The following is a 24,762-nucleotide window of genomic DNA, read 5'->3' as shown; positions in this document are numbered from 1 at the left end:
ATTCATACTTGTCTTCACCCTTTTTGGGGCTTGCATCATCATCCTAGTTTTATCGTAAGCTATTGTTTAATAATGATTTTGTCCTTATCTTGTAAGGAATTCTGAGTAAGATCGGGAGCTGATCGAGGATACTCCTTTTCGCGCTGAATGCGAGCTTTTTTCTAAGGCTTATATGCGGCGCACTATAGAAAGTTTATGCAATCGATTGCATAAAGCCGAAAAAGCACACATAATGGCTTCCATCGGTAATCGGCAAAGCTATGTTTGTTAAGTTCTGAATGCGGATTGATGGGCCGCATGTTTGAGGAATGAAGCGTCAGCAGTGTGCCAAAAGTGCTCGCTTGTCAGTGTTACTGAACCGAATCTAAAACTAGGTGTGATTAATTCGAAAAAATTCTAAGGAGACACAGATGAGTATGCCAAATCAACCCCGCAAATTGAGTGTAGCCGTCGCCCTGGCGATGTTGTCGATGGCCGTACAGGCTCAAGATAATGGTGCCGCAGCGCAAAGCACAGCAGATAAGAATGGGCTGAACCTCGATACGGTGGTGATCACGGGTTCACCAATCGGCAAGTCAAAAATGAAGGCGAGTGTCGCTATCAGTACACTCGAAGCTGATCAAATCATGCAAGCATCGCCGACTAATGCGGCGGAAATCTTGCGTTCGATTCCAGGTGTTCGTGCAGAATCTTCCGGGGGGGAGGGGAACGCGAACTTGACTGTACGTGGCGTGCCGATTTCAGCGGGTGGCGCACGCTACGTACAGTTCCAGGAAGATGGCTTACCGATTATCTTGTTTGGTGACGTGGCCTTCGTGACGCCAGATATGTACGTCCGTGCCGATGGTGGTTTGAGTCATTTAGAGGTAGTGCGTGGAGGTTCTGCTTCTACTTTAGCGACTAATGCACCGGGCGGTATCATCAACTTCATTACGCGGAGCGGTAAAGAAAAGGGTGGCAGCATCGGTATCAGCAAAGGTTTGGATTTTAATCAAACGCGCTATGACTTCGATTACGGCGCTGCGATCTCCGATAAAACACGGATGTTTATTGGAGGCTTCTATCGTGTGGGTGATAGCTCACGACCAGCTGGTATGACTGGCGAAGATGGCGGTCAATTGCGCGCCAATATCACGCGTGAACTCGACAATGGTTATGTGCGTTTGAGCTTCAAACACCTCGATGATAAAACGCCGATGAATATGCCGGTGCCCGTCAAAACGGTTAATGGCAATATCAGCGAAATCGTCGGCATCGATCCACGCAAAGCGAGCTTCTACTCTCCGTATTGGGTCAAAGATATCGTGCTCGATAAAAACAATAATCGCATTGCTACTAACATCAATGATGGACTCCATGTAACGACCAATGCGATTGGTGGTGAAGCCTCTTTGAATCTCGGTGGTGGTTGGACCTTGGATGAGAAATTCCGTAAATCGACCAACACAGGCCGCTTCATTTCGATCTTCCCAGCGGATAATGGCAATGCGCAAAAGAATATGACCTATGCGACCGGCCCGAACGCAGGCAAGGCCTATACCGGTGCAGCGTTCACTGCCGCAGTGTTTAATACGTCGATTGATGATCTCGGCAGTACGGTGAATGATCTACGGGCTAGCAATAGCATCACCACCGCGGATGGGAAGTTAACTTTCACGGCAGGCTTATTCACTTCATTGCAAAACGTTGCATTGACATGGAACTTTAACCACTACTTATTGCAGGCGACTGGTGACAAACCTGCGCTCTTGAATTCGTCCGTAACAGTTGCAGGATCACCTGGCTTGTTAGCACAAGGTACCGATGTGTGGGGCGGATGCTGTAACCGTGCGATTGATGCGCAATACAAAACCACATCGCCTTATGCAGCGATCGGCTTTGAATCCGGTCCATTGAATATTGATGCGAGCGTGCGTCGTGATCAACAAGATGCCAGTGGCACTTATAACCAAGCGGTACGTCAAGCCTACAGTCAAGCCAATGTGAAGACGATTGATTACTCCGTCAGCCACACATCTTACTCAGTGGGCGCAAACTATTCGATCGAAAAAAATCTTGCTGTGTTCGCCCGTATTAGTGACGGTATTGCCTTCAATGCCGACCGCGTCATGTTTGGTAATCCGCTCGATGGCACGACACCGATCAGTACGAATATCGTGAAGCAAACGGAAGCTGGCGTGAAATGGAAGAGTGGTGACTTGAGTAGTTTCGTGACTTTGTTCCACGCCAAAACGGATGAGTCGAATTTCGAAGCAACGACGCAAAAATTCACCGCCAATTCTTACGATGCAAAAGGTGTGGAAGTGGAAGCCAGTTATCGTCTTGGTGATTTCCGATTGAATGGTGGTCTGACCTTGACCAATGCTGAAATCGTTGGTGCGAATGATAAGTCGGTGATCGGTAAAACGCCACGTCGTCAAGCGCGCACAGTTTATCAACTGACGCCGACTTACAACCTCGGTGATATCACTTTGGGTGCAAGTTGGATAGGAACCAGCAAGTCTTGGGGTGACGATGCTAATACCTTGACTTTGCCAGGTTTCAGTGTGGTCAATGCCTTCGTGAATTACCAAGTGAATGATCGCGTTAAGCTGTCTTTGAATGCCAATAATCTGTTCAATAAGATTGGCTATACCGAAGTGGAAGGCGATGGCCATGCAGCACGCTCGATCAATGGCCGCAGCGTTCGCGCGAGTTTGACGTATTCCTTCTAATAAGTCGGTTTCCGAGTGCAGGAACTGTTGCTGATAGCGACGGTTCTACTCGCGCTCAGAGCAAAAATATTTTTTGAAGTTTTCGCTTTTCCAGCCTTGAGGCGAAGTCATCATGCCTGTATTTCAATCAAGTTGTAGATGATGACTTCCCCTTTCTTTGCTGCACCCCGATCCATGCCTATTATGATTGCCGCTCATTCAAACGTCGATTCATCCAACTTCGCTTTAGATCGCACAGCACTGTTCGATCAGCGTTGGTCGGCGCATGGGGCGACGCTCGAACAGTGTTTGCAGCGCATTTATGGTGAATCGCAGTCGTCAACACTGCTCGCCAATATGAAAGGCGCCCTGCAGCAGGCGCTACTCGAACGTGCTGACGAATTGATCGAACTCGATCGCCAGCGTGCCGCCAATGGCAATTGGTTTTGTCAGCAAGATATGCTGGCTTACTGTGCCTATGTGGATCGCTTTGCTGGCAACTTGAATGGAGTGCGTGATCGGATTCCGCACTTACAAGAGCTGGGCGTACGCTATCTGCATTTGCTGCCATTTTTGCGTGCCCGTGCCGGTGAGAATGATGGTGGATTCGCCGTTTCAAGTTTTGAGGAAGTGCAAACGGAACTCGGCACAGTGGACGATTTACGGCAACTGTGTGTTGATTTGCGCGCTGCCGGCATCTCCCTGTGTTCAGATCTGGTTTTGAACCATGTTGCGGATGATCATGCTTGGGCTTTGGCTGCGCAACAAGGTGACCCTGATTACCAAGCGTTCTTCCATATTTTTGAAAACAGAGAAATACCCGATCGCTATGAGCAAAGCTTGGGGCAAATTTTCCCTCAAGCCGCGCCTGGTAATTTTACTTGGGTGCCCGGTCTTCAGCGTTGGGTTTGGACGACTTTTTATCCCTTTCAATGGGACTTAAATTATGCCAATCCACAAGTCTTGCTGCAGATGGTGAAAGCCATGTTGCAATTGGCGAACTGGGGCATTGAAGCTTTTCGTTTGGACTCGACGGCCTTTCTCTGGAAGCGGCTCGGCACCAATTGCATGAATCAAGAGGAGGCGCACTGGATCCTGCAAGCCATGCGCGCGGTGGTGCAGATGGTGTGTCCAGCTGTTTTGTTGAAGGCAGAAGCGATTGTGCCGACAGCAGACTTACCCCCTTATCTCGGCGATAGTGCAAAACAGATCAAGGAATGCCATATTGCGTATCACAGTAGTTTAATGGCAGCGTCGTGGGTCGCCTTGGCGGAACAGCGAAATGATGCGCTCCTTGCCGTCTTTGAAAACACGCCATCACTACCTGAACAAACGACCTGGCTCAATTATGTGCGCTGTCACGATGATATCGGTTGGAATGTATTGCGTGCTGAGTTGAATCGAAATGTAGATCGAAATGCAGATGAGACGAAGGCCGATCAATTAGGTGTAAAAACCAGTGCGCTGCAACGCTTGCAAGCGGCGTCGAATTTTTATTCAGAAGAGGAGAATTCCTTTGCCGATGGTCGTCGTTTTCAAGCCAGTGATCCGACTGCGGTGCATGGTACGGTCGGCATGGCTGCCTCTTTATGTGGTGTGCACGGTTTAGAATTGCGTGGTAATGAAATGGCCGTGCGACGCCTCTTGATGTTGTATAGCTTAGCGTTTAGCTTCGGCGGTATGCCTTTGTTGTACATGGGTGATGAACTTGGGCAAACCAATGAGCTCGACTACCAAAATGATCCTCAACGTCGTCACGATGCGCGTTGGTTGCAGCGCCCCTTTTTTGATGTGCAGGCTGTACGGCGTGCAAGGCATGATGATGGTCAGAGCGCGGATGCGAACATCACGGTAAGTGAGGAAATTTTCCAGAATTTGCGACGCCTGATACAGCAACGTCGAGCTCTTCCTGCCTTGGCTGCGCACGCCTCACGCCACGTGGTGAATTTGAACAATCCCGCGGTGTTGGGTTTTGTTCGCCGTCGTTCGGAGGCTGACCACCACCAGGATGTATTTTGCTTGTTTAATTTTTCAGAGAACGAGCAGATCATCGCTGCTGAGCTTGCGCAGCAAGGTATGCGTTCCGCAGGCCTTGTAAACTCATCGAGTGAGTACGATTTGCAGCAAAGGCGTCATCATAGCCTCGACCCAGATTCGGCATGGTATGACGCGGAGCGTCAGATCAAAATTGCACCGTATAGTGCGATTTGGTTTTATGCTTGATAGTCTGTACGCTGATGCGGTATCACAAAGGATAGGTTGATGAAGAATTGTTTGATATTTGGTGAAGCGCTGGTCGATGATTTTCCCGACCAAAGTGTGATTGGTGGCGCACCCTTCAATGTGGCGCGCAGCTTGGCATTACTGGGAGTAGAAAATCTGATGATCACGCGGATTGCAGACGATGCGCATGGTCGCCAGATTTTGCAGGAATGTGAGCGATATGGCGTGGCGACTGAGGGTGTACAAATCGATCCGCACTATCCGACTGGTCGCGTGGTCGTGCATATGGGTAGTGGCGACGGTGATGCACATGATGGACCTACGCATCGTTTCGAGATTATGCAGCAACAGGCGTATGACTATATTGATGGCGACCAAGTGATGACCGTGGTGGCGCAGCAGTTTCCTGAATATCCGCCCGATCTTGTCTATTTCGGTAGTTTGATTCAAAGGCAGGAAGGATCGCGCGCCAGCCTATTGGCATTGCTTGAGTCTGATTTATGTGAAGGCAGTACGAAATTTCTTGATCTGAATTTGCGCGAGGCGCAGTTCACTCTCGAGACGGTGCAGCTGTCGCTGAGTTACGCGGACATCGTCAAACTCAATGAGGACGAGTTGGTTTATGTCCTGGCACACGCTTTGCCAGTGGCCTATCCGGAGTCGATTGAGCTTGAAGCGGGCAGTCTCACCAAGGCTTGTCGCGCGGTGATGGCGGAGTACATGATGCAAGCGATGATTGTGACGCTGGGGGAGGCCGGTTATTTTTATCTTGACGCATCAGGCTCAGTTTTTACCAACCTTGGTCACGCTGGTTCGTCATTGCAGATGCCAGCCAATTGGACTTTGTGCGATACCGTTGGCGCTGGTGACGCCTTTAGCGCTTGCTTTATTCGTGGTTGGTTGGCCAATCGCGAGCTCGATCGAGTCTTGAGTCAAGCGCATCAATTCGCTACGGCGATTTGTGGTGTACGCGGCGCAATTGCCCCTGATCGTCAGTTCTATCAAGCTTGGCCTTGAATCCACTTTCATCTACGCAAAAGTACGCAGGAGCGAGACCATGAATTCGAAAAAAGCACATCTGAGTTTCTGGCAGATATTGAATATGAATTTCGGCTTTTTTGGAATTCAATTTAGCTTCGGACTACAGCAAAGCAGCATGAGTCCGATCTATAGTTATCTCGGTGCTGACGAGGCAAGCTTGCCCTATTTGTGGTTGGCCGGTCCGGTGACGGGCTTGATCGTGCAGCCTATCGTTGGCGCCATGAGCGACAAGACGGTCAGCAGATGGGGACGCCGGACTCCCTATTTTTTGATCGGTGCGATTTTATGTAGCCTCGGATTATTGGCGATGCCCTACAGTCCGACTTTATGGATGGCGGCGAGTTTGCTGTGGATTTTAGATGCGGCCAATAACATCACGATGGAGCCATATCGCGCCTACGTTAGTGACCGTCTCGATAGTCATCAACATTCTTTAGGCTTCCTGACGCAGAGTGCCTTTACCGGATTGGGGCAAACACTGGCCTATCTGACGCCTTCCTTACTCGTATTTTTAGGCATGAATAAAGATGCGGTGGGAAGCAACCATATCCCGCAAATCGTGATGGCGGCTTTTCTGATCGGTGCGGTGTTTTCGCTGGGTTCGGTGTTGTGGTCTTTGAAAACCACGCCTGAAATTCCGCTGACAGCCGAGGAAGTGGCCGCGATTCAAGCCCAACCACGAGATGCTAGCGCGACCTTAAAAGAAATTTGGCTTGCCATCAAAGAGATGCCTTTGACCATGAAACAGCTGGCTTTGATGAAGCTATTTCAATGGTATGCCTTGTTCTGCTATTGGCAATACATTGTGCTGTGTTTGGCAAAGACGGTGTATGACACCAGTGATCCGAGCTCCGCTGGATTCCGCGATGCGGGTTTGCTCAATGGCCAGTTGGGCGCCTTCTATAACTTTATCGCCTTTTTATCCGCCTTCGCCTTGGTACCGTTTGCACAAAAATGGGGGCCGCAGCGCGTGCATGCAGTGTGTTTGAGTGCAGCGGGGCTGGGTTTGTTGGCGATACCGTCCATCCATCATAGCGCTTACTTCTACATCGCGATGTTGGGTATGGGACTGGCTTGGGCCAGTATCATGGGAAATCCCTACATCATGCTGGCGGGTTCGATTCCGCCAGAGCGCACCGGTGTCTACATGGGGATTTTCAATATGTTCATTGTGATTCCTATGATCATACAAATCTTCACCTTGCCATTGTTGTACCGAAGTGTGCTCGGTGCAAGCCCTGAGAATGTCATCCGACTTGCAGGTGCTTTGCTATTGTGTGCGGCCTTGAGTGTCTTGTTTGTTAAATATCAGACGAACAAACAAGTGGGTGCGGAATCCACTTAGTCTGCAGATAATTCGAGCTAAGTCCCTTATCCTGCATGATGCGGCGGAGGGCGGTGCTTTTGTGTTGCCTTGGTACTTCGAGTAAAATGGCGCTTTACTTCCTGTGACGCCAAGCCTGTTGTTTGACATGTTGAACTTGGCGATCGTCCATCATCCAGAAGCAGCGCCATGAAATCCAACGCCCAAGAAAAGCATGAGATCCGTCCCGGTCAATCCTTAGAACTACTGAAGGAGCTGCATATCTTGACGCGCGATGGCAAGATGAACCAAGACAGCCGCCGTAAGCTCAAGCAGGTCTATCACTTATATCAATTCATTGAACCGCTGATGCAAGAGGTCATGAACGCGCAATCGCGCGTTTCTTTGGTTGATCACGGAGCGGGTAAGTCTTACTTGGGATTTATTTTGTATGATCTGTTTTTCAAACCCATGCTTGCAAGTGCGGAAGCGGACAGCCCAGCGCGCGCGTCAAAGATTTATGGGATTGAAACACGCGATGAGTTGGTAGAGCGTTCACGTGAGTTAGCACAGCGTCTTGCGTTCCCAGGGATGGAGTTTTTGAACTTGTCCGTGGCCGAGTCGACGAGTTCGCAAGCTTTGCCTGAACAAATCGATATCGTCACCGCACTTCACGCGTGCAATACGGCGACCGACGACGCGATTGAATTCGCGTTGAAGAAGAAAGCCCGTTACATGGTGCTGGTACCATGTTGCCAAGCCGAAGTTGCAGCAGAATTGCGTAAGACAAAAGGCGATGCGGTACGCAATAATCCTCTATCGGAATTGTGGCGTCATCCTATCCATACGCGTGAGTTCGGTAGCCAGATCACCAATGTGCTGCGCTGTTTGCAGTTGGAATCGCACGGCTACCAAGTGCGTGTCACCGAATTGGTCGGCTGGGAGCATTCGATGAAGAACGAACTCATCATCGCTGAATATAAAGGCCAAAAGAGCGGTAAGGCGGCGCGACGCTTAGCGGAAATTCTCGATACGACTGGCTTACAGTCACTGGAGAAGCGGTTCTTTACGCAACTCGCTTAGTCGCCAGCTCGCTTACGTCGCCAACTTCCTTAAGTCACCAAATCCCGTTTCTCTGCGTGCTCGCACGAGACTATCGTCGTCATCGACTTGTCATCGAAATTGATTAATATCGTTTATATCAATATCGGGCCCTACGTTGAGTGGCTCATTCAAATTTGAAGCGTGCACAAGTGCCCGCTGCTGCGTGATATTCTCAGCATGCTGAGTCACAGCGTCGTCCATTGCAACGGAAAAAAGACGTTCGCCACAGTTTGTTTGTGAACTGGTTCTTGCATCAGCTATGATGTTTGGACGAGCTTGTCGACTGCGGGAGAAGTGCGGTCAAGTCAATTAACCAGAACCGTTTGAGGAGTTTTATGTTTGCTGCGGTTGATTTGGGTTCAAATAGTTTTCGATTGCATATTGGTAGCCATGATGGGCAGACCATGCGGGTGCTCAAAAGCGCTCGCGAACCGATTCGCCTTGGTGCGGGTCTTGATAACAAAGGATGCCTGACGCCAGAGGCGATGGACCGTGCAGTGTCTTGCTTGCAGCGTTTTAAAGAACTATTGGCGAGCTATGACGACATCGAAGTGCGCTGCGTGGCTACCAACACGGTGCGTATTGCCAAGAACGCTGCCGAATTCTTGCCGATGGCTGAAGCAGCGCTCGGTCATCCGATTGAAGTCATCTCCGGCGAGGAGGAAGGACGCTTAATTTACTTAGGCGTGTCGCACACCTTGGCTATTCCGACCGAACGTCGCCTGGTGATTGATATTGGTGGTGGTTCGACGGAAATCATTCTTGGTCGCGGTCATGAAATCGCCAAAGTAGAGTCGTTTGGCATGGGGACTGTGAAGCATAGCTCCGTGTATTTCCCCGACGGTGTCATTACGGCTGCGGGTTTTGATAGCGCAGTCTTATCCGTGCGCTCGATTCTCGAGGATGCGAAGTCAGGCTTCCAGCCTGAATTTTGGCGTAATGCCTATGGCTCGTCCGGTACGGTGCGCGCCATCTCGGACGCCTTGTTAAAGAATGGTTTTGGCGATGCGGAGGTCAGTTTGCCTAAACTATTGGCCTTGCGTGACTATTGTATTCAAAAAGGGCGTATTGATGCACTCAATCTTGCTGGAATTAAGCCCGAACGCGTCGCCATGGTGATCGGTGGTTTATCAATACTGATCGGTCTGTTTCAAGAGCTAAACATTCAAGTAATGCAGCCCATCGAAGCGGGTTTGCGTATGGGCGTGATGTGGGATTTGCAATTACGTTCGAGTAAGCGCGATCGTCGTGATCAAGCGGTCCATGATTTTCTTGATTTATTCCGAGCCGATATGGCGCGTGCTAAATCCGCTGCTGAACTCGCGCAGCTGATTTTTACTCAACTCAAACCGACTAACGAGCAGTTGCAGCGTTATGTGTATTGGAGCGGCCTAATGCATGAGGTCGGTCTCGCGGTCTCGCATACAGGATTTCATAAACACAGTAGTTATTTGGTGGAGCATGCCGATATCGTCGGTTTTACGACGCGTGAACAGAAGCTGATGAGTCGTTTAGTGTTGAGCCAAAAGGGGAATTTGCGAAAATTAGGCGATGCTTTGGGCGATCCTGATTTTACGAAAGCGGTGCTGGCACTCCGGTTAGCGGTAACCTTTATGCACACAAAAATCGTGTTAGATGTGAGTGATATTCGGATCAAGATGAAGCGGGGGATTGAACTCGAGTTGACGCAGTCATGGGTCGACTTGCATCCAACCGTCGCCTATTGGTTGCAAAAGGAGATTGAAGTCTGGCGTGAGGTGGGGGTGGATTTTGTGGTACGCGCTAATCCTTCTTAGTATTGGTGGAATTGGTGGATGCGATGTCATATTTCTCGAGAAAATTTATGGTATAAATCATTTATACGATTTTTAAGAGGAGAGTAGATATGGTGATTTCAAAAAAAATGGCTAACGTAACAGCGAAGGGCGCTGCAAGCTCCAAAGCGAAGGCGAGCTTAAACCCAAGAGCAAAGTCAACTTCAAGCGCTAAAACGACGGCAGCGCCTGTTTCTGTTAGCGCGGCGGGGAAAACTAAGAAAGCGACGAATGTAGTAAAGCCGACGGTCATCTCCGAGAAGAAAATCCTCAGTACAGCGAAGTTGGCCGTGGAAAAAGTCATTGACGCGAAGAAGTCGCCAGCGAAGCAGGGCGCGAAGAAATCAAATGCGTTACAAGTGGAACTGAAGAAGTCAACAATGAAGAGATCTGCCACGAAGGCCGATCTCAAGAAGCATGCTGCGGCAAAAGAAACTGGGTCAACGAAAACCTTGAAACAGAAAAAGGAAAAGCTCGTGCGCGATAGCTTTACGATGCCAGAGTCTGAATATGCGGTTCTTGGTGAAGTGAAAAAGGAGTGTTTGAGTAAGGGTGTAGAAGTGAAGAAGAGTCAACTTCTACGAATTGGTTTGGCGCTTTTGAAAACCTTGGACGTCAATCAAGTTCAAGCGCAACTGGAAAACCTACCGGAGCTCAAGGCGGGACGCCCGAAATTGAATAAGTAATTTGAATCAGGCATTTGAAGAATTAATTTGAAGAAGTATTCGGATAGCCCCTGAGTGACTTCTTGGCGGCATAACACAGATAGCCACGGCTCAGCAGAGTCGTGGTTTTTTTTCGCCCTTGCGGATGAGTGGAGTCTTCGTAGCGAGTCGAGGTAATTGAATCGACCTCCACAATACCCTTAATTAGTGCTTAAAAAGCAACTGGTATTGTTGTGTTGCTCTATTTTCTGTAAATCTTTTACCCCATTGTCTGGGGCAATATTGCGACTATCTTGATCTATCGAGGGCTGGTATTAGGATTTTTAAAGCGATTTCGCCTCAATATTTAAAGCGCTTTGAGAAAAATGCCGAAAAAGCTTTGCAAGCGCTTTGAGAAAAATCAGGGAAAATTTACAAAGCGCTTTGAATTTTTTAGTGAAATGTTGTTAAGGATTTTTGTTTTATGTAGTTTGACTACATTTAAAAAGTTGTTGTTTTTGTGGTTTTCCTGCCACGCCATTCAATATTCCTCTAGAGAGAGAAGGGTTTTTTATGCAGTTATTCGCTTTTTTTATGGTTGACATGCGATTTAGTTTTGATACAAACTAGACCCAAGAATTTAGTTGGCTGTATTTTTTGCACCAAATCGAATTCGGTAGCAAGATGAAACGAAAGTAGTTGTTAACACCTCCCCCCCCAATTTGGATTTTGAGCCTCACAAAAATATTTGGAGATTTGTATGGACCAGAAAAGCCGTCAGCAGCAACAGGTATTCAACCTGAACCGTGCTGTGTTGAAATTAACCCCAATCGCAGCGGGTTGTGCTGTGATGTTTGCCTTGAGCTCTGGCACTGCTTACGCACAACAAGCAGAAGCAAAACCAGCCGCGCAAGAACAAGCACCTGACACGGTTGTTGTGACCGGTATTCGTCGTGGTATCGAAGCGGCGATCTCCTTGAAGAAAAATTCTACTTCCATCGTTGAAGCGATTTCTGCTGAAGACATTGGTAAGTTGCCAGATTCCAGCGTGGCTGAATCTATCGCGCGTTTGCCAGGTGTCACTGCGCAACGTAGCCGTTCTTCTGGTAAGTCTGCTGATATCAGCATTCGCGGTTTGGCACCATCTTTCAACGGTTCCTTGTTGAACGGTCGTGAACAAGCTTCGACTGGTAATGCACGTGCGCCAGAATTCGATTTGTTCCCAGCGGAATTGATGGGTTCAGCTTTGATCTACAAAACACCAGACGCATCTCTGGTGAGCCAAGGTTTGGCAGCAACGATCGATCTGAATACAGTGAAGCCATTGGATTTCGGTAAGCAAGTGATCTCTGCCGCGTACCGTAAGCAACGTACTGGCGTGAAGACAGCTTCCGAAGGTACTGGTGATCGTTACTCCTTCTCTTATGTTGATCAATTTGCTGACCGCACGATCGGTTTGGCAATTGGTTTCACCAAGTTCAAAGAAGATGGTGGCGCGCAACAACGCTTTAATACATGGGGCGGTTGGAGTCCAGAAGTTGATTACCAAGGCAAGAAAGTAAAAACCATTGGTGGTTTCGGTGCGGATACTGAAACAAGCCAAAGTGATCGCGATGGTGCCTCCGTTACTTTGCAATACCGTCCAAGTAAAGAATTCAAATCGACCATCGACATGTTCTACTCGGCAGGCAGCAACAGCTTGAAGAAGACAGGTTTGGAAGGTGCGGTTGCTGGTTCTGCTGGTGGATATGATCCAGACGGCGTTTTGACTAACGCAACGATCGACTCCAATGGTGTCGCGACTTCAGGTACGTTCAGTAACTACAAAGGCGTAGTACGTAACCACAAAGAATCTGCGAAAGATAAATTCCAATCGATCGGCTGGAATACCGATATGAAGATCGATGATTGGAAGTTGAACACAGATCTGTCCTACTCCAAAGCAAGAAAAGATGCATCTCGTTATGAGACAACAGCTGGTCAACCAGGCAATGCAGCGAGCTTGGGTTCGATCAGCTACACAGGCTTCAATGGCGGTAACTTCAACGACGTTAAGTACACAACTTCTTTGAACTATGGCGACCGCAGCGTTGCTTTGTTGACAGACGTTGACGGTTGGGGTGGTGGTCCTAACTCTCCGCAAGCTGGTTATGTTGCACTGCCAACGGTGGACGATAAAGTGACAAGTTTCCGCGCAGTGGCAAGCCGCGACGTTCAATGGGGTCCAATCGTTGAGGCGCATTTCGGCGTGAACTACACAGATCGTGAAAAAATCCGCTCTGGTCAAGAAGGTCGTTTGGTTGTGAAAGGTACTGGCGGTTATGCATCAGCAACTGTGCCTGGTTCAGCAGTGGGTGTAGCAGGTACAACAGGTTTGCCTATCGTCTCGTTTGATCCTGAAGGTTCTTTGGGTTCCATCTACAACTTGGCACAATGGGTTGACGCATCTGTGTTGGCAAAAGACTGGGGTGTGCATGAAAAGGTCACGACTGCCTATGCAATGGGTGACTTGGACGGCGATATCAGCGGTATTCCTTACCGTGGTAACGTAGGTTTGCAATTCGTTCACACTAACCAATTCTCTACAGGTAACCAAGTTGACTTGGCTTTCTGTACCGGTATCACAGCAGCGACTTGCCCATCTCATGTAGTGGGTGCGGGTACGAGCTACTCAAACGTATTGCCAAGCTCGAACGTATCGTTTGACTTTGGTGGCGAAAACTTTGTTCGTGTTGGTTTGGCTAAGCAAATGTCCCGTGCCAATATGGACGACATGCGTGCAAGTCAGCAGTTCGGCGTAACCACGCAAGGCAACAATCCGATCTTGACAGGTAGCGGTGGTAATCCAAACTTGAAACCGTTCTTGGCGAAAGCTTTGGACGTATCGTATGAAAAATACTTTGGTAACAAAGGTTATTTCAGTATCGCTGGTTTCTACAAATCTTTGGATACTTACATCTACCGTTCACCAACAACGTTTGATTACAAACCATTCGTGAGTGCGAATACACCATTGCCATTGACTGGTGCATACAAAGGTTCGACGATCGGTTTGTTGACTGCACCACGTAACGGCGAAGGCGGTAAGATCTCTGGTTTCGAAATGTCCTTGAACATCCCATTGAACATGGTGACGAGCTACTTGGACGGTTTCGGTGTGATGTTGAATCACTCTGATACAAACAGTCAGATCACATTGCCAGGCTTCGGTTTCAGTAACGTAGCGGTTTCCTCTGCGAACATCCCATTGCCAGGTTTGTCGAAGAAAGTGTCGAACTTGCGTTTGTACTATGAAAAAGATGGTTTCCAATTTGCATGGGCAGCTCGTAAGCGCTCTGACTTCTTGGGTCAAGTAAGCGATTACCAAGACAACATGCAGTTGACTATGGTGAAGGGTGAGACGCTGGTTGATTTGCAAGCATCTTACGAGTTCAAGACTGGTTATTTGAAAGGCTTGTCCTTGTTGATCCAAGCAAACAACTGGAACAACACACCGTTCCAAGAGTACAACACAGATCCTAACGTCATCACAAATAAAGTTACTTACGGTAGAACTTATTTGTTTGGCGCGAACTACAAGTTCTAATGTGAGACCGTTAAAAACCCCTGCGCAGCATGGCAGGGGTTTTTTTTTACCTGTGCATCTAGTTTCATACTGTGATGTGCTGGAAAAGAGAATTCACGGAAAAGCGTAATCGCGGTAGAGTAATGATGTGGTTTTCCGTCAATTCTTTTTAGAAATGAGAAGTGAAATGAATACTGAAACACCTAGTACAGAACAAATTCAAGATGTTGTCATCGTTGGCGGCGGAACCTCCGGATGGATGACGGCGGCTGCTTTGGCCACCGTCTTAAAAGGGAAGTATAGGATTCGCCTAGTGGAGTCTGATGAGATCGGTATTGTCGGCGTCGGTGAAGCAACCATTCCGATGATTCAACGGTACAACCAAATTCTGGGTATCGACGAGAACGAGTTTATGCGTGAGACCCAGGGTACCTTTAAACTCGGTATTGAATTTGTGAACTGGGGCAAACTGGGTGATCGCTATATGCATGGTTTTGGAACCATCGGTCAAGAGATGTGGACCGTACGCTTCGATCAGTACTGGCAGAAATACAATATGCAGGGCAAGGTCGGTAAGCTCGAAGAGTATTCGATCACACGCATGGCTTCGAAGAAGAATAAATTCATGCCTGCTGATTTGAGTGTTCCCAATTCTCCTTTGAATCAAATCACTTACGCTTATCATTTCGACGCCAGCCTGTATGCAAAGTATTTGCGCAAATTTTCCGAGGCGCGCGGTGTGGTTCGAACCGAAGGAAAAATTACTCAGGTGGTGCAGCGTGAACGCGATGGTTTCATTGAGGCCGTGGTGCTAGAAAACGGCACTCGTGTCGCCGGCGATCTGTTCATTGACTGTTCTGGCTTCCGTGGCCTTTTGATTGAGCAAACCTTGAAAACGGGTTACGAAGATTGGACGCATTGGTTACCTTGTGACCGCGCCCTCGCGGTACCTTGTGAGTCGGCTCCAGTGCTGACTCCGTACACACGCTCAATCGCACACAAAGCGGGCTGGCAATGGCGTATTCCTCTGCAACATCGGATCGGAAATGGCCATGTGTTTTGCAGCCAGTTCACCAGTGAAGATGAAGCGGCAGCGACCTTACTTGCCAATCTTGATGGCAAGGCCCTAGCCGACCCACGCTTGATTAAATTTACGACCGGTACGCGCAAACAGGCTTGGAATAAAAATGTGGTGGCAATCGGTTTGGCCAGTGGCTTCTTGGAGCCGCTTGAGTCGACCAGTATCCACCTCATTCAAACGGCGATTGCGCGTTTGATTAACTTTTTTCCGTCCAAAGCTTTCAATCCTATCGATATTCAAGAATATAACCGTCAAAGCCGCTTCGAATTCGAGCGTATTCGTGACTTCATTATCTTGCACTACAAACTGAATCAACGTGAAGACTCTGCATTCTGGAAAAACTGTGCAGAGATGGCGATCCCCGATACGCTCACACACAAGATGGAAATGTACCGTGCCAGTGGTCGCTTATTGCGTGTTGATGATGAGTTGTTCGCTGAGATCGGTTGGCTACAAGTTCTTGAAGGACAGAATATGCCGATCGAAGGCTATCATCCTCTCGTCGATCTGCAGAGCGAAGAGGGGACTTTGGAATATTTAGAAAGCGTGCGTCAAGTGATCGCAAAGTGTGTCGATGTGATGCCTGATCATGCCGCTTATATCGCGAAACACTGTGCTGCGCCACGCATGTAGAATGCTATTACTCATTTCTTAAAGGGGAGATTTAGTGAGTAATACGGAGATTTTTTTACTAGCGATGTTAGTGATTTTCACGTTGCCCTATTTGATTTGGCGCGTGGGACGTACCGACTATTATGCGCCCCTAGTAGTAGTGCAAATTATTGCGGGAATTTTGTTAGGCCCAGGCGTTTTGGGAAACGCCTTTCCTGAAGTCTATAAGTTTGTCTTTGCACCGACCATAGTGCAGTCACTCAACGGCATTGCCTGGTGGGCAGTGATGTTGTTTGTCATGATTGCAGGGGTTGAACTGGATCTGCGTAAGGCTTGGGAATATAAGCGCGAAAGCGGAATCACAGCGGGTTTAGCCTTGACCGTTCCCTTGGTTTTTGGTTCGCTAGTGGCCTTGGCTTTAGTGCCAATGCAGGGTTGGATGGGAGTGAACGCGATGTCGTGGCAGTTTGTGTTGGGCATCGGCATGTCTTGTGCAGTGACTGCGCTCCCCATCTTAATTCTGCTGATGGAAAAGCTCAATATTTTGCGCGAACCGATGGGGCAACGCATCTTACGCTATGCCAGCTTAGATGACATTGCCATCTGGGGTGTGCTGGCCTTGATTATGTTAGATTGGACTCGCGTAGGACGACAAGCGATTTTCCTGCTTTCGTTTGGCGTGGTTGCTTACGCTTTCCGCCTATTGATGCAAAAACTTGAAGAGCGTGACCGTTGGTTCGTGGCCTTGATCTGGTTGGGCATCTGTGCCTTCACTGCAGATTGGGCAGGTTTGCATTTTATGGTGGGTGCCTTCTTGGCTGGTGCGGTCATGGATGCCGAATGGTTTGACCAAGAGAAAATGGACTTGTTGCGTCACCATGTTTTGTTGGTGATGATGCCCGTTTTCTTCTTGAGTACAGGCCTCAAGACCAACTGGACTTTGGGTGGTGCAACAGTATTTGTCGTTGCGGCAGCACTCTTGGTTGCCGCCGTTAGTGGTAAATGGGTCGGTGTTCAAGTGGCTGGAAAAATCTTGAAGTGGCAAAAAGGTGAAGCCAGCATCATCGCGTGGTTATTACAAACCAAAGCTTTGATCATGATCATCTTTGCCAATATTTTGCTCGATAAAGCGGTGATTACGGATGCAACTTTTACGGCACTTTTGTTAATGGCAATCGCGAGCACCATGCTCACCGTTCCCATCGTGCAACCGAAATTAGCCCGCTTGCGTGAGCTCATTGGACGCAGCACCTAAAACCTTAATTTGTATTTGATCTCTGTTTAACTCCCCCCCGGAAAAAAGAAGGAAAGACTATGCAAGCAACCAGTACAAAAGCCCGCCTCAGTTTTTGGCAGATATGGAATATGAGTGTGGGTTTCTTTGGTATTCAATTTGGTTTTGCTTTGCAAAACACGAATACCAGCCGTATCTTCGCGACACTTGGCGCGGATATCGATAAACTTGCTTTCCTCTGGTTGGCAGCGCCGATTACTGGCCTTTTAGTGCAGCCAGTGATTGGCTATCTCAGCGATAACACTTGGCATCCGAAATGGGGCCGTCGTCGTCCGTTCTTTTTTATTGGCTCCTTGTTAGCTTCCATCGCCATGTTCATGATGCCCAACTCTTCGGCATTATGGATGGCGGTCATTGCTCTGTGGTTGATGGATGCTTCGATCAATGTATCGATGGAACCATTCCGTGCTTTCGTTGGTGATAAGCTCGAGGCCAGCCAACAGACCACTGGCTTTGCGATGCAGACTTTCTTTATCGGTTGCGGCGGCGTCATCGCCTCCTTGTTGCCGACTATCTTTACCGACTATCTCGGAGTCAGCAACCAATCGATTGGTGGCGCGATTCCAGATACAGTCAAATTCTCATTCTACGTTGGCGGTACGGTCTACTTCTTCGCGGTTTTGTGGACGGTATTGACTAGCACTGAAGATGCACCGTCCGATATGCAAGCCTTCGAAGCTGAGCGCGCAGCAAACAAAGGCTTAGTCAACGCCATGAAAGAAATCTTGGGCGGGTTCTTCAAGATGCCGAAAACCATGGTGCAGTTGGCGGTGGTTCAATTCTTTACTTGGGTTGCCTTGTTCTCGATGTGGGTCTACACCACTCCATCGATTGCAGAAGGTGTATTCCACGCCACCGACGCACAGTCGGCCGCATACCAAGAAGCAGGTAATTATGTTGGCATTATGTTTGCGATGTACGGTGGCGTTTCCGCAATAGCAGCGTTCATTTTGCCTTGGTTAGCCAAGTTCACTAGCCGTAAATTGGTGCATTTGATCTGCTTGGTGATTGGCGGTATTAGCTTGATCAGCATCTTCTTCATTTCGAGCAAACAAATGCTGTTGTTGTCGATGGTCGGTGTCGGTATTGCATGGGCGAGTGTATTGACGATGCCTTATGCCATTTTGGCAGGATCTTTACCTGCCAATAAGATGGGTTACTACATGGGCTTGTTCAACTTCTTCGTCGTCATCCCGCAAATTATTGCGGGTGTGGTGCTCGGTCAGATTTTGAAACTGTATTTCGCTAATCAGTCTGGCAAAGTATTGGTACTTGGTGGTGCATGCATGGTTTTGGCGGGCTTGTTGACCCTCATCGTACGCGATGATGCTGAGCCAGTCGCTTCTTGATTGCCGTTGGCTGATTTGGCTGATTTGGCTGATTTAGCTGGTGAGGCTTCTGAACCGAGACGCGTAAGCACCTAGGGCTGCTTGCGCGTCACACCTCACGCCTGTTTTTTGTGTTGGCTGATGGCCGAACCCTGTTCATTTTTTAAAGCGGTATTCCCATGTCTTCGTCTACCCAACTATCGATTAAACCTCGCCTCACTGTGTTGGCATCTTTGTTGATCTTGCTAGCGAATGGTGGCACATCGAATGCAGTCGCTGCGCCAAAATTCGCAACGACATCTGAAAAGCATCAAACGGCAGGTAAAGCACTAGATAAAACACAAGCTAAAACGTCTGCCAAGAACTCTGCGCCGTTTCATTGGAAGAATGCGACAGTGTATTTCTTGCTGACCGACCGTTTCAATAACGCCGATAAGAAGAATGACCTAGCCTACGGACGTCGTGCAGATGCTGCACCACTGCGCGGATACATGGGTGGCGATCTGAAAGGTGTGACTGAAAAGATCAAAGAGGGATATTTCGATGCACTCGGTGTCAATGCCTTATGGATTACGCCTCCAGTCGAGCAGATTCACGCTGGTACCGATGAGGGCACCGGTAAATCGTATGGTTTCCATGGTTATTGGGCACGTGATTTCACGAAAGTCGATGCCAACCTTGGTAGCGAAGCTGACTTTAAGACTTTGGTCGAGACCGCACACCGCCACGGAATACGCGTCTTACTCGATGTGGTGATGAACCACACGGGGCCGGTCACTGAGACTGATGCAGTATGGCCCAATGATTGGGTGAGAACGACACCACAGTGCGACTACAAAAATGCCGATGGCGCGATCAAATGTACCTTGGTCAAAAATCTCCCTGACTTCCTCACGGAAAGTGATCAAGCAGTAGAGCTACCGTCCTTCTTAATTGAAAAATGGAAGAACGAAGGACGCCTGCAGAAAGAGCAAGCAGAGCTTGATGACTTTTTCAAGCGTACCGGATATCCGCGTGCACCCCGCTATTACCTGATGAAGTGGCACACAGATTGGGTGCGTAAATACGGGATTGATGGTTTCCGAGTCGACACCGTCAAGCACGTGGAAGCGAAAGTATGGAAAGAGCTCAAAGACAATGCGAGCGCGGCGTTCGAAGATTGGAAGCGTCAACATCCGCAGAAAGTCCTGAGTAAGGATGCCTTTTTCATGACGGCCGAAGCTTATAACTACGATATTGAGCATGGCTTGCAGTTTCATATGGATGGCGGTGATCGCATCAATTACTACGCTAACGGCTTCGATAGCATGATCAACTTTGGTCTGAAGTTTGCGGCCCAGCGTGACTATGAAACGGTTTTCGCGCGTTACGATCAATTGTTGCAAGGTGAGTTGAAACCCTATTCGGTCCTCAATTACATCAGCTCCCATGATGATGATAAGCCCTATGATCCTGCGCGCAAGCATGCGTTCGAAGCGGCCAATAAGTTGCTGCTAGCACCCGGCGCTGCGCAAATTTATTACGGTGATGAGACTGCCCGTTCACTGATTCAAGCACAAGCGCAAGGTGATGCGGTCTTGCGTTCTTTCATGAATTGGGATCAATTGCACAGCAACGCACCGCTGCCTGAACAAGCGGGGATCAGCTATCGAGACGTCTTACATCATTGGCAGTTATTGGGCCGTTTTCGACAAGCCCATCCAGCCATTGGGATGGGGCGGCATCGCATGTTGTCGCAACAGCCTTACGTGTTTGAGCGTGATTGGCAGTCTGATTCAGGACAAGACTATGTCATCGTAGCCTTAGACTTGATCAAGCCGAGTGCAGGCGCGAAGCACCAGATTCCTGCGGGACAGTTTAAGGATGGTCAAGTCGTACGCGATGCGTATAGCGGCGCACGCTCTGTGGTGCGCCAAGGAAAAATAGAGTTTGATGGTCGATTGAGTGTTTTGTTACTCAGCGCAGAGTAGATGCCACAACAATGTGTGTGTGAAGTGTGTGTGGAGTGGGTATGGTGTTGCAATCAATAGAGTCGTCGAGCGTGATGGAGATGAAAGTGCAAATGAAGTTGAATAATCTAATGAGTCAGAGTGATGTGAATTCAGGCCTCAAGCGAAACGAACATCGTGAAATGGTTCTTGCCATTGGTCGATCACGGAAGTCCAATGCGGCAGTGAGTTTCAGTGTCATGGCCCTCAGTCTCAGTGTGCTTTTCAGCGAACATAGTCACGCGCAAAATGTGGAACGTCGTTTTGAATCAGTGCAGCAACACAAAGATCGACTAGAAATCAAGACCAATGATGGTGTCATCCGTATCACGCCGTATTCGAATGAAGTGTTCGAGACCAGTTTCTTCCCACGTGCAGAGCTCGCAGCGGATGGATCGATTCCAGTTTCATCAGCGCTCACAGCACAGTCGTTTGCAGTGGTAAAGAAGCCGCAGAAGACCAAACTAAAGTTTAAACAGAGTGGCACGCAGATTGAATATGCAAGCGAGGGTTTGCGCGTCGAAGTACGTAAGAATCCTTTTCAAATTCGTTACTACTACCGCGATAAAGCGCTGACTTCAGAAAAGTTGGGCTATCAAACAATTCGTGAGAAGCAAGACTTTGCTGATCCTAATTTGACGCGAAATCGCGAACGCTTGAGTTTTAATCTGGATGCGCAAGAGGCACTGTATGGTGGAGGTGCGCGCGCGCTCGGTATGGATAGACGTGGCAATCGCTTGCCACTCTACAATAAGGCGCATTACGGTTACGAAGAACGTTCACAGCAGATGAATTACAGCATCCCTTTGGTATTTTCATCCAAACTGTATGCTCTGCATTTTGATAATGCCGCGATCGGACATCTTGATCTTGATAGCCAACACGATAATAGTTTGAATTACGATACGATCGGTGGGCGCAAAACCTATCACATCATCGCTGGTAAGACTTGGTCGGACTTGGTTCAAAATTATGTGGGGCTGACCGGCAAACAACCATTGCCGCCGCGTTGGGCCTTTGGTAACTTCGCCAGCCGTTTCGGCTATCACACCGAAGATGAAGCACGTAAGGTGGTGGATCAATTCCGTGCCGAAAAAATCCCAGTCGATGCGATTATTTTTGATCTATATTGGTTCGGCAAAGACATTAAGGGAACGATGGGCAATCTTGCTTTTGATCCCGATAATTTCAAAAATCCGCGCGGCATGATGGCGGACTTCGCTCAGCAGGGTGTGAAAACCGTGCTGATTACTGAACCCTTTATTCTCACTACTTCACAACGCTGGCAAGAAGCGGTGCAAAAAGGCATCCTCGCAACCGATGCTCAGGCGAAACCGTTCACCTACGATTTTTACTTCGGTAACACCGGATTAATTGATGTCTTCAAACCTGAAGCCCGTACATGGTTTTGGAATATCTACAAAGATCTGGCCAATCAAGGCGCCGCTGGGGTGTGGGGTGACTTAGGTGAACCCGAAGTGCATCCAAGCGCGCTACAACATCAAGGCGCATCGGCTGATCAGGTGCACAACGTATATGGACATGAATGGGCGCGCTTGGTTGCGGAAGGCTATGCGAAAGATTTTCCGCAGACCCGGCCATTCATTTTGATGCGATCCGGTGCCGCTGGTTCGCAGCGCTTCGGTTTGATTCCGTGGTCTGGTGACGTCAATCGCACTTGGGGCGGATTACGCAGCCAAATGGAAATTGCCTTGCAAATGGGTATGCAAGGTTTGGCTTACATGCATTCTGATTTGGGCGGCTTTGCCGGTGCCAATTTAGATGATGAGCTGTATGCGCGGTGGTTGCAGTACGGAGTGTTCCAACCGGTCTTCCGTCCACATGCACAAGAAGAAGTTCCTTCAGAGCCGATTTTCCGTTCGTCAAACGCGAAGGGTTTGGCGCGCCAAGCGATTGAGCTGCGCTATCGTATGCTGCCGTACAACTATAGCTTGGCCTTTGAAAATAGCCAGACTGGCATGCCATTGATGCGCCCACTGATGTTTAACGAGCCCTACAATCCTCAATTGCAAAAGCATGCGAGTAGTTATTTGTGGGGTCAAGATTTCTTAGTCCAGCCAGTGACGAATCCAGGTCAAAAAACAGCACAAATTCAGTTCCCGAAAGATACGAATTGGTTCGACTTTTACACCGATCAGATTTACTTGGGCGGGAGTTCGACCGACCTTCAATTAGTGCCGGAGCATATTCCAACCTTTGTCAGAGCTGGAGCTTTGATTCCTTTGTTGCCCGCTGATTTGCATCTGCAAAGCACGCAATGGGATGATGGTAGTCGCTTGGAGCTGCATTACTATCATGATCAGAGTGTGAAGAGTAGTCAGGCCAGCCTATACGAAGATGATGGCTTGACGCGTCAGGCGTGGGAACGAGGACAATATCGCCTGAGTCAATTTAAAGCGCAGTTCGATGCGAAAGCAAAAGAGCTTCATATCGAAATCAAACCGAGCTTAGGTAAAGCAGTGCCCGAAAAATTAAGACAAACGCGGCAGACAACGCTGGTGTTGCACCATATTGAAAACGCGCCCCGTGCAGTGAAGCTGAATGGCCAAAGCCAAACTTTCCAGTGGGATGCGCAAACGAAAGTCATGCAATTGCATGTGCTCGAACAAGCTGGTAAACCTAGCCGCATGACACTGGCCTGGTAGCGAATTTGGATGTGAGCAACGTATGACTTAAGCGCTCGTTGAGAGGGCTTGATCAAGAAGGGGATCAGTGTTTGGTCCGAATAAGCAGGTCTGAAAGATGTCGCAAGTTGTGAGCAGGGTGGGGCGCCTCGATCGGCACCTGAACCGTCAAATCTTGTCATAGGTGGCGTCAGGCTTTACACTGCACGCTTTGTGTTTGTCATTCTGATAGATTGCATCAATTAAGCTCAAATGAACCTGAAAAGCCTCGCGCAACAATTGGGAATCTCGGAAACGACCGTCAGCCGTGCCTTGAATGGTTATCCGGAAGTCAGCGAACGCACTCGCCAACGAGTATTGGCCGCCGCTGAAGAGTTCGGTTATCGACCAAATCCTATGGCGCGAAGTTTAGCCTCGGGACGTACCAACGTGGTCGGTATTATTCACCCTCTCAGCCCGAACGATTTAGCTGATCCTATGTTCATGCAAATCGTCGGTGGCATGGTCGAGGCATTGGAAGAACGCCAGATGGACTTGATTATGGCTCCAGTTTCTCCGGTGAACGAACTGCGCGCCTACGAACATATTGTCAAAGAACGTCGTGTCGATGGCCTGATCGTGGGCCGCACTCATTTGTACGATGAGCGTATTGCTTATTTGGCCAAGCAGGGTTTGCCGTTTATTGCGCATGGCCGCACCAGCGTGAATGAACCGCATGCGTGGTTTGATTACGATAATGAAGCCGGCATGCGCATCGCGGTTGAGCATTTGCTGGCGCACGGACATCAACGCATCGGTCTGATTAGCGCACCACTGGATATGAACTTCGCACGTCAACGTTTTGCTAGCTTTGGCAAAGCGACCCAAGCTGCAGGCTTAAACCCCAATCCTCGCCATTTAATCGAAAATACGAATGATAGACGCAGTGGCTATCTCGCGATGCAAAAAATCCTCGCTAGCGAGACACCACCGAGTGCAGTCATCGTCGATAACCACATGTCTGGTGTGGGCGCCATGCGAGCTTTGCTTGATGCGGGCGTCAAAATCGGTGAACAAATGTCCATTATCGTGTGGGGCAAAATGGAGGATTCTTTGGCGGGTTACAACGTGACCACAATCGATCAACCGCATCCCGATCGTGCCGGCGCCAAAATGATCGAAATGCTACTGGCACTCCAAGCAGGGACGCCACCCGAACAACTGCAAGTATTGTGGCAACCCGTCCTCATTCCTGGAGAAACGGTAGGGCAGGTCAAACCATCTTAATTGAAGCACGCCACATCTAGTTGTGGCGCTTTGTCAGAGTAGGGGGTCAAAAATTTTGACACTTCGTTTGGTGATATGAGAGTTTGTTGATCGACAAAGAAAATGGCGCCTTGTTAGGCGCCATTTGTTTTTTGTTGTGATAAGTTGCTTTTAAGATTCGC

At 48.8% G+C, this 24,762-nt stretch carries 14 protein-coding genes; all 14 read left to right on the top strand.

Translation table 11 applies throughout. The annotated features are described in order from the left end of the window. Positions 1–410 precede the first annotated feature (410 nt). The 14 genes from RF679_RS14015 to RF679_RS13950 all read left to right on the top strand — a co-directional run bounded on the left by RF679_RS14015 (position 411) and on the right by RF679_RS13950 (position 24,601). Positions 411–2,714, top strand: coding sequence for a TonB-dependent receptor (locus RF679_RS14015; RefSeq protein WP_309481257.1), 2,304 nt, complete (start codon positions 411–413; stop codon positions 2,712–2,714). Between the two features lie 174 nt (positions 2,715–2,888). Then, complete coding sequence (locus RF679_RS14010; RefSeq protein WP_309481256.1) at positions 2,889–4,916, top strand: alpha-amylase family glycosyl hydrolase; 2,028 nt, start codon at positions 2,889–2,891, stop codon at positions 4,914–4,916. 39 nt (positions 4,917–4,955) lie between these two features. Then, positions 4,956–5,933, top strand: coding sequence for a PfkB family carbohydrate kinase (locus tag RF679_RS14005; protein ID WP_309481255.1), 978 nt, complete (start codon positions 4,956–4,958; stop codon positions 5,931–5,933). 40 nt (positions 5,934–5,973) lie between these two features. Further along, positions 5,974–7,302, top strand: a complete 1,329-nt coding sequence (locus RF679_RS14000) for an MFS transporter (RefSeq protein ID WP_309481254.1) — start codon at positions 5,974–5,976, stop codon at positions 7,300–7,302. A gap of 168 nt (positions 7,303–7,470) precedes the next feature. Continuing rightward, positions 7,471–8,343, top strand: coding sequence for a class I SAM-dependent methyltransferase (locus RF679_RS13995; RefSeq protein ID WP_309481253.1), 873 nt, complete (start codon positions 7,471–7,473; stop codon positions 8,341–8,343). Positions 8,344–8,699: 356 nt separating this feature from the next. Continuing rightward, positions 8,700–10,160 carry a Ppx/GppA phosphatase family protein gene (locus tag RF679_RS13990; protein ID WP_309481252.1) on the top strand — a complete coding sequence of 487 codons (1,461 nt, stop codon included), beginning with the start codon at positions 8,700–8,702 and terminating at the stop codon, positions 10,158–10,160. Positions 10,161–10,249: 89 nt separating this feature from the next. Continuing rightward, the gene (locus RF679_RS13985; protein ID WP_309481251.1) at positions 10,250–10,864 is read left to right on the top strand and encodes a hypothetical protein; all 615 of its coding nucleotides are present in this window, start codon (positions 10,250–10,252) and stop codon (positions 10,862–10,864) included. 718 nt (positions 10,865–11,582) lie between these two features. Beyond that, positions 11,583–14,408, top strand: a complete 2,826-nt coding sequence (locus RF679_RS13980; protein WP_309481250.1) for a TonB-dependent receptor — start codon at positions 11,583–11,585, stop codon at positions 14,406–14,408. A 166-nt stretch (positions 14,409–14,574) separates the two neighbouring features. Next, positions 14,575–16,101 carry a tryptophan halogenase family protein gene (locus tag RF679_RS13975; RefSeq protein WP_309481249.1) on the top strand — a complete coding sequence of 509 codons (1,527 nt, stop codon included), beginning with the start codon at positions 14,575–14,577 and terminating at the stop codon, positions 16,099–16,101. Positions 16,102–16,135: 34 nt separating this feature from the next. Further along, on the top strand, positions 16,136–17,335 hold the full coding sequence (locus RF679_RS13970) for a cation:proton antiporter (RefSeq protein ID WP_309481248.1): 1,200 nt from the start codon (positions 16,136–16,138) through the stop codon (positions 17,333–17,335). 59 nt (positions 17,336–17,394) lie between these two features. Beyond that, complete coding sequence (locus tag RF679_RS13965) at positions 17,395–18,723, top strand: MFS transporter (protein ID WP_309481247.1); 1,329 nt, start codon at positions 17,395–17,397, stop codon at positions 18,721–18,723. 158 nt (positions 18,724–18,881) lie between these two features. Then, positions 18,882–20,672 carry an alpha-amylase family glycosyl hydrolase gene (locus RF679_RS13960; protein ID WP_309481246.1) on the top strand — a complete coding sequence of 597 codons (1,791 nt, stop codon included), beginning with the start codon at positions 18,882–18,884 and terminating at the stop codon, positions 20,670–20,672. A 41-nt stretch (positions 20,673–20,713) separates the two neighbouring features. Further along, positions 20,714–23,356: a glycoside hydrolase family 31 protein gene (locus tag RF679_RS13955; RefSeq protein WP_309481245.1), complete on the top strand. Its 2,643-nt coding sequence runs from the start codon at positions 20,714–20,716 to the stop codon at positions 23,354–23,356. 231 nt (positions 23,357–23,587) lie between these two features. Further along, positions 23,588–24,601, top strand: a complete 1,014-nt coding sequence (locus RF679_RS13950) for a LacI family DNA-binding transcriptional regulator (protein WP_309481244.1) — start codon at positions 23,588–23,590, stop codon at positions 24,599–24,601. Positions 24,602–24,762 lie beyond the last annotated feature (161 nt).

The organism is Undibacterium cyanobacteriorum (assembly GCF_031326225.1).
In the GTDB taxonomy this organism is placed as follows: domain Bacteria; phylum Pseudomonadota; class Gammaproteobacteria; order Burkholderiales; family Burkholderiaceae_D; genus Undibacterium; species Undibacterium cyanobacteriorum.
The sequence above is the reverse complement of the archived record's forward strand: the minus strand, read 5'-3'. Positions and strand labels throughout refer to the sequence as shown.

Excerpts from the sequence above, each read along its gene's own strand:
- RF679_RS14015 (WP_309481257.1), top strand. The coding sequence starts at position 411 with ATGAGTATGCCAAATCAACCCCGCAAATTGAGTGTAGCCGTCGCCCTG.
- RF679_RS14010 (WP_309481256.1), top strand. The coding sequence starts at position 2,889 with ATGCCTATTATGATTGCCGCTCATTCAAACGTCGATTCATCCAACTTC.
- RF679_RS14005 (WP_309481255.1), top strand. The coding sequence starts at position 4,956 with ATGAAGAATTGTTTGATATTTGGTGAAGCGCTGGTCGATGATTTTCCC.
- RF679_RS14000 (WP_309481254.1), top strand. The coding sequence starts at position 5,974 with ATGAATTCGAAAAAAGCACATCTGAGTTTCTGGCAGATATTGAATATG.
- RF679_RS13995 (WP_309481253.1), top strand. The coding sequence starts at position 7,471 with ATGAAATCCAACGCCCAAGAAAAGCATGAGATCCGTCCCGGTCAATCC.
- RF679_RS13990 (WP_309481252.1), top strand. The coding sequence starts at position 8,700 with ATGTTTGCTGCGGTTGATTTGGGTTCAAATAGTTTTCGATTGCATATT.
- RF679_RS13985 (WP_309481251.1), top strand. The coding sequence starts at position 10,250 with ATGGTGATTTCAAAAAAAATGGCTAACGTAACAGCGAAGGGCGCTGCA.
- RF679_RS13980 (WP_309481250.1), top strand. The coding sequence starts at position 11,583 with ATGGACCAGAAAAGCCGTCAGCAGCAACAGGTATTCAACCTGAACCGT.
- RF679_RS13975 (WP_309481249.1), top strand. The coding sequence starts at position 14,575 with ATGAATACTGAAACACCTAGTACAGAACAAATTCAAGATGTTGTCATC.
- RF679_RS13965 (WP_309481247.1), top strand. The coding sequence starts at position 17,395 with ATGCAAGCAACCAGTACAAAAGCCCGCCTCAGTTTTTGGCAGATATGG.
- RF679_RS13960 (WP_309481246.1), top strand. The coding sequence starts at position 18,882 with ATGTCTTCGTCTACCCAACTATCGATTAAACCTCGCCTCACTGTGTTG.
- RF679_RS13955 (WP_309481245.1), top strand. The coding sequence starts at position 20,714 with ATGGTGTTGCAATCAATAGAGTCGTCGAGCGTGATGGAGATGAAAGTG.
- RF679_RS13950 (WP_309481244.1), top strand. The coding sequence starts at position 23,588 with ATGAACCTGAAAAGCCTCGCGCAACAATTGGGAATCTCGGAAACGACC.